Origin of the sequence: Embleya sp. NPDC005575 (assembly GCF_040605455.1) — a bacterium.
Taxonomy (GTDB): Bacteria; Actinomycetota; Actinomycetes; order Streptomycetales; family Streptomycetaceae; genus Embleya.
The window spans coordinates 1-5642 of sequence record NZ_JBEXCV010000282.1; the positions used below are offsets into that span (position 1 = coordinate 1).

The 5642-nt window shown below is 70.9% G+C and carries 5 protein-coding genes and 1 pseudogene; 3 read left to right on the forward strand and 3 right to left on the reverse strand.

What is annotated here, in order from left to right:
- Nucleotides 1-96: pseudogene (locus ABZS54_RS41800) on the forward strand (RNA pseudouridine synthase); the annotation flags it as partial.
- Nucleotides 97-292: 196 nt separating this feature from the next.
- On the opposite strand, the gene ABZS54_RS41805 reads toward ABZS54_RS41800, so the two are convergent.
- Nucleotides 293-589 (reverse strand): hypothetical protein, encoded by a 297-nt coding sequence (locus tag ABZS54_RS41805; protein ID WP_355548330.1) that lies wholly within the window; start codon nucleotides 587-589, stop codon nucleotides 293-295.
- 420 nt (nucleotides 590-1009) lie between these two features.
- On the opposite strand from ABZS54_RS41805, the gene ABZS54_RS41810 reads away from it, so the two are divergent.
- Both ABZS54_RS41810 and ABZS54_RS41815 read left to right on the forward strand, forming a co-directional pair.
- Nucleotides 1010-3346 carry an MMPL family transporter gene (locus ABZS54_RS41810; protein ID WP_355548332.1) on the forward strand — a complete coding sequence of 779 codons (2337 nt, stop codon included), beginning with the start codon at nucleotides 1010-1012 and terminating at the stop codon, nucleotides 3344-3346.
- A 222-nt stretch (nucleotides 3347-3568) separates the two neighbouring features.
- The gene (locus ABZS54_RS41815; protein WP_355548335.1) at nucleotides 3569-4084 is read left to right on the forward strand and encodes a histidine phosphatase family protein; all 516 of its coding nucleotides are present in this window, start codon (nucleotides 3569-3571) and stop codon (nucleotides 4082-4084) included.
- A gap of 140 nt (nucleotides 4085-4224) precedes the next feature.
- Here ABZS54_RS41815 and serB read toward each other — a convergent pair whose 3' ends face one another.
- Entirely contained in the window at nucleotides 4225-5427 is a 1203-nt protein-coding gene (serB, locus tag ABZS54_RS41820; protein WP_355548337.1) for a phosphoserine phosphatase SerB, read from the reverse strand.
- A 6-nt stretch (nucleotides 5428-5433) separates the two neighbouring features.
- Nucleotides 5434-5642: hypothetical protein (locus ABZS54_RS41825; protein ID WP_355548340.1), on the reverse strand; the 209-nt coding region annotated here is incomplete at its 5' end.

Genomic DNA, 5642 nt, shown 5'->3' on the forward strand with positions numbered 1-5642 from the left:
TATGGCGCGGACCCGACCCTGTCCAAGCGGCTGGGTCTGGAGCGGCAGTGGCTGCACGCGGTGAGTCTGGCCTTCGAGCATCCCGGCGACGGCACGCGCTGACGCGCCGCCGGGCAGCCGTTTGGACGGCGCACCGGACGTCTTCCGCAGCCCGATCGCCCGACCCACCAGGTCGTGGCGGTCGGGCTGTGTCGTTTGTCGGCCGCGGGGCCGGACCAGGCGCGCCGTCGCCTTCGAGACCGCAGCCTCGTTCGCGAACGGCACGGGTGGGCAGGTGGGCGAAGAACCCCGCTCAGCCGGTGGCGGCGGCGATCGTCGCGGCGATGCCGATCAACACGGTGATCAACAGCATGATGCCCAGGATGCCGCCGAGTTGCTTGGCGGAGGACTTGTTCGGGTCCGGCGGCGCGAGCACCGTCTGGCGGAACTCGTCGGCCGCGCCGGATTCGGCGGCCTTGCGGGCGAGGATCTCGTTGCGCGCGTTCGACCGCGCGACTTCCTCCGCGTGGGCGCGCTCCTCCCGGGCCTTGCGAGCGGCCATGGCCCGCTCGTACCGCTCCTTGGAGGATTCGCCAGATGTAGCAGCCATGGGGACGAGTTTCGCAGACCCGCGCCGCCGGACCGAGCGGTGGGGCGGCTCGCGCCGCGGCCGGCCGGCCGCTCGGTGTCCGAGTCGGGGTGCGGCGAGCGGGAACTCCACATCTTCGGCCGGGCGTTGTGCACACGTGTAGTCCCTCGCCCGGGGGATCTCTCCCCCGAGCGATCCATTCGGCGTTGGTGCAGGTCGGCGGGGTGGGTGCGGAAGCTTCCCCTTACACGTATCCGGGTATGCCCCGACTGATCATCATCGGTCTCGTTCTCAGGGGTGGGGCCAGCCCTACTACGCAGGGGTGCCTACCCCCCGATCAAGACACCGGTTTGCAGGATGTGACCCCCGGTCGCCCGCCAATACCTTCGTGTGTGTCGAGGAAGACCCTCGGCGAAGCGGAGAACACAGGAGCGGGGACCAATGGCATCCAGGCGCAATTTCGCCGCCTCGATCGGTGGCTGGAGCGCACAGCATCGCAAGACGGCGGTATTCGGGTGGCTGCTGTTCGTGGTCCTCGCCGTCGTCATCGGCAACATGAGCGGGTCGCAGGAGATCACCAAGGCCGAGCGCGGCGTGGGGGAGTCCGGGCGGGCCGCGCGGATCATCGACGACGCGGGGATCAAGGAGCCCGCGGGCGAGATGGTCCTGGTCCGCAGCGACAAGCTCGTCGCGCAGGACCCGAAGTTCCGCGCCGCCGTCGACGATGTGATCAACCGGGTCAACGCCACCCAGGTCAAGGGCGACAAGGGCCCGGCCACCCAGCACATGCGTTCTCCGTACCCCGGCGGCATCTCCTCGGACAAGCACTCGGCGCTGATCCAGTTCGACATGGTCGGCGAGGACGACAAGGCCGTCGACAACATCCAGCCCGTCCTGGACGCGGTGGCCGAGGCCCGCAAGGCGCACCCGGACGTGGCGATCGAGCAGTTCGGTGACGCCAGCGGCGACAAGTGGTTCCAGGACACCATCGCCAAGGACTTCACCCGGGCCGAATGGACCGCCGTCCCGCTCGCCCTGGGCATCCTGCTCGTCGCGTTCGGCGCCGTGGTCGCCGCCCTGCTGCCGGTGGCCCTCGCCCTGACCGCGTTCGTGGCCGCGGGCGGTCTGCTCGCGCTGAGCAGCCACCTGATGCCGGTCGGCGACAACGCGCAATCGGTGATGCTGCTGATCGGCCTGGCGGTGGGCGTCGACTACTGCATGTTCTACCTGCGCCGCGAGCGGGAGGAGCGGGCCAAGGGGCGCGACCCGGAGACCGCACTGCGGATCGCCGCCGCCACCTCCGGCCGTTCCGTACTGATCTCCGGCATCACCGTCATCGTCGCGATGGCCGGCATGCTCCTGTCCGGGCTCAGCGAGTTCGAGTCGATGGCCTCCGCGACCATCCTGGTCGTGCTGACCGCGGTGCTCGGTTCGCTCACCGTGCTGCCCGCGATCCTGTCGATGCTGGGCGACCGGGTGGACCTGGGCAAGATTCCCGGGTTGGCCAAGATGCGCCGCCCCACTGAGGGCAGCAAGGCGTGGGGCAAGATCCTGGGTGTCGTGCTCAACCGCCCCAGGGCCACCGCGGTGCTCGCCGGCGGTCTGCTGATCGCGCTGACCATCCCCGCGCTCGGCATGAAGACCTCCGAACTGCCGATCGACAAGGAACTGCCGACCTCGCTGTCCATCGTGCAGACCTACCAGCACATCGAGAAGGCGTTCCCCGGCGGTCCGGCTCCCGCCCAGATCGTGGTCAAGGCGAACAACCCCGACGACCCCAAGCTCGCGGCGGCGTTCGAGAACCTGCGCCGTGAGGCGGTCGCCACCGGGCAGATGCACGAGCCGATCGAGGTCGAGCGGCAGGGCACCACGAACGTCTTCAAGGTCTCGGTCCCGCTCGCCGGTAGTGGCAACGACTCGACCAGCGACAAGGCCCTGGCCACGCTGCGCGGGAAGGTCATCCCGAACACGCTGGGCAAGCTGGACGGCGTGGACGCCCCGGTGACCGGCAACACCGCCGGTTCCAAGGACTTCAACGACAAGCTCGACGACGCCCGGCTGCCGATCTTCGCCTTCGTGCTCGGCTTCGCCTTCCTCCTGATGCTCGTCTCCTTCCGCTCGGTCGCCATCGCGGTCACCGCGATCGTGCTCAACCTGCTGTCGGTGGGCGCCGCCTACGGTGTGATGACGCTCGTCTTCCAGCACGGCTACGGCGACTCGCTGGTGGGCACGGACGCACCCGGCGCGGTCGTCTCCTGGATCCCGATGTTCCTGTTCGTGATCCTGTTCGGCCTGTCGATGGACTACCACGTGTTCGTGGTCTCGCGAATCCGTGAGGCGTACGACAAGGGCATGGACACCAAGTCGGCCGTGTCGCACGGCATCCGCACCACCGCCGGTGTGGTGACCAGCGCGGCGACGATCATGGTCGCGGTGTTCGCGGTCTTCGGCACCCTGTCGATGCAGTCGATGAAGCAGTTCGGTGTCGGCCTGGCGGTCGCGGTCCTGCTGGACGCGACGATCATCCGCGGCCTGCTGCTGCCGGCCGTGATGACCCTGCTCGGCGACCACAACTGGTACCTGCCCCGCTGGCTCGGGTGGCTGCCGCAGATGGACCACGGCGACGAGGCGGTCCAGGCCCCGGCCCCGGCCGGCGAGCCGGTCCCCGCGTACGCCTCGGCGAACGGCTACCCCGCGCCGATGTACGAGTCGGGCGGTACCGGGTACGACGAGAACGTGTCCGGCTCGCGCCGGATCCCGCGCCCGCCGGTCGGCTGACCCGACAAAGCACGGCAGCCGGTGAGACCCCGGCGACGACCGTGACGACGACCACCCTGTAGATCCGAGGAAAGCGCGGGTCGGGACCGGATACTCGGTCCCGACCCGTCGTGCGTGTCGGCCCCGGTCGCCCGGTTTGGTCGGCGCGCCCCGTGCCCGCCGATCGAGTCCTGCGGTGCCGACCCGCAGTGCACAACGGCCGATGTCTGAGAGGCTGAACCCATGGCATCCCACCGACAGCGCAATCTTGTGGTGATGAGGCACGCGAAGGCCGAGTGGCCCGACGGGCCGGACCACGAGCGACCCCTCGCCGAACGCGGCCGCAAGGACGCCGCCGAGACCGGGCACCGACTGCTCGACCAGGGCATCACCCCCGATCTGGTGGTGTGCTCGCCGGCCGTACGCACCCGGGAGACCTGGCGCCTCGCCGGCAAGGTCTACGACCACAAGCCGCACACCGTCTACGACGAGCGGGTGTACGAGGCGAGCGCGCAGGCGCTGCTGTACCTCGTCCAGGAGACCCCCGACGAGGTCGACACGCTGCTGCTGATCGGGCACAACCCGGGCGTGGCCACGCTGGTCAACGCGTTGGCGGGCAGCGGCGAGGACGACACGCTCGTGCGCCTGCGGGAGAAGTATCCGACCTCGGCGGTCGCGGTGCTGAGCCTGCACACCGCATGGGCCGACCTTCGGGAGCGCTCGGCCCACCTGACCCGATTCACCACACCGGCGTCCTGACCGCACGCCCGCGAAGGCGACGGTGACTCGAGCGCCGGTCCGGGCGAGCGACACCCCGTCCGGCGCTTGAGGACAGGCACCAAGCCCGTCCGGCGCTCAAGGACGCCCGCCCCGATCCGGCCCGGCGCGGGCCCCGCCGACTAATCCGGCCGGCCGTACGGCACGTCCGCGGCGTCCGCCGCCTCGATCTCGTCGCGGGTGACGCCGAGCAGGAACAGCACGGTGTCCAGGAACGGCACGTTGACCGCGGTGTCGGCGGCCTCGCGGACCACCGGCTTCGCGTTGAAGGCCACGCCCAGACCCGCGGCGTTGAGCATGTCCAGGTCGTTCGCGCCGTCGCCGATGGCGACCGTGGCGGTCAACGGCACGCCCGCCTCGGCCGCGAAGCGGCGCAGCAGCCGGGCCTTGCCCGCCCGGTCGACGATCTCGCCGACCACCCGCCCGGTGAGCTTGCCGTCCACCACCTCGAGGGTGTTGGCCGCGCTGTAGTCGAGCCCGAGCTGCTCCACGAGCGCGTCGGTGACCTGGGTGAATCCGCCCGAGACGATGCCCACCTTGTAGCCGAGCCGCTTGAGCGTGCGGACCAGGGTGCGTGCGCCGCGGGTGAGCACGACCTGCTCGCGGACCTTGCCTATGGCGTCCTCGTCCAGCCCGGCGAGCAGCGCCACGCGGGCCCGCAGGGACTCGGCGAAGTCCAACTCGCCACGCATCGCGGCGGCCGTCACCTGGGCCACCTCGTCCAGGCAGCCGGCGTGCTCGGCCAGCAGCTCGATCACCTCGCCCTGGATCAGGGTCGAGTCCACGTCCATCACGATCAGCCGCTTGGCCCGGCGCCGCAGACCGGAGGGCTGGACCGCGACGTCCACCCGGCGCTCGGCGGCCTCGGTGGCCAGCTCCAGGCGCAGCTTGTCCGTCTCGACGCCGGAGACCTGGAGCTCGATCGCGGTCACCGGATACTTGGCGAGGCGGAAAATCCGGTCGATGTTGGCGCCGGTGGCCGCGATCCGGTGCGCTATCCCGGCGAACGCGGCGGCCTCCAGCGGGTGGCCCAGGACGGTGACGTGCGAGCGGCCCTCGCCGCGCGGACGGTTGTCGCCGACGCCGGAGAGGATCTCCGCCTCCAGCCGCTCGCCGTCCGCCCAGCGGTGCACACCGGCCCGCAGCCGGCCCTCGTCGGCCGGCGTGGTGATCAGGACGCACAGCGTGAGCCGGCCCCGGGTGACGGTCTGCTCGACGTCGACGACCTCGACGGAGTGGCCGGCCAGGATCTCGAAGAGGCTCGACGTCACCCCCGGCCGGTCCTTGCCGAAGATCTTGACGAGAAGAGTGCGCGGCGCATTCATGATGCTTCACGGTACCGGCCGTTCGAGGGCGCACGCCTCACCGGTCCACGGTACGAACACCGGGCCGATCCTCTGGCGGACGGAATCTACCCAGGCCAGGGGCCATCCCGGGTCGGCCCCTGCGGGTCGGGCGGGGGCGGCGGCCGGTGCGTCGGGGCGGGGCTGTTCGAGTACGGCGGGCCCGGCCGCGCGGGTGCGCCGGGCCCGCTCGGCGC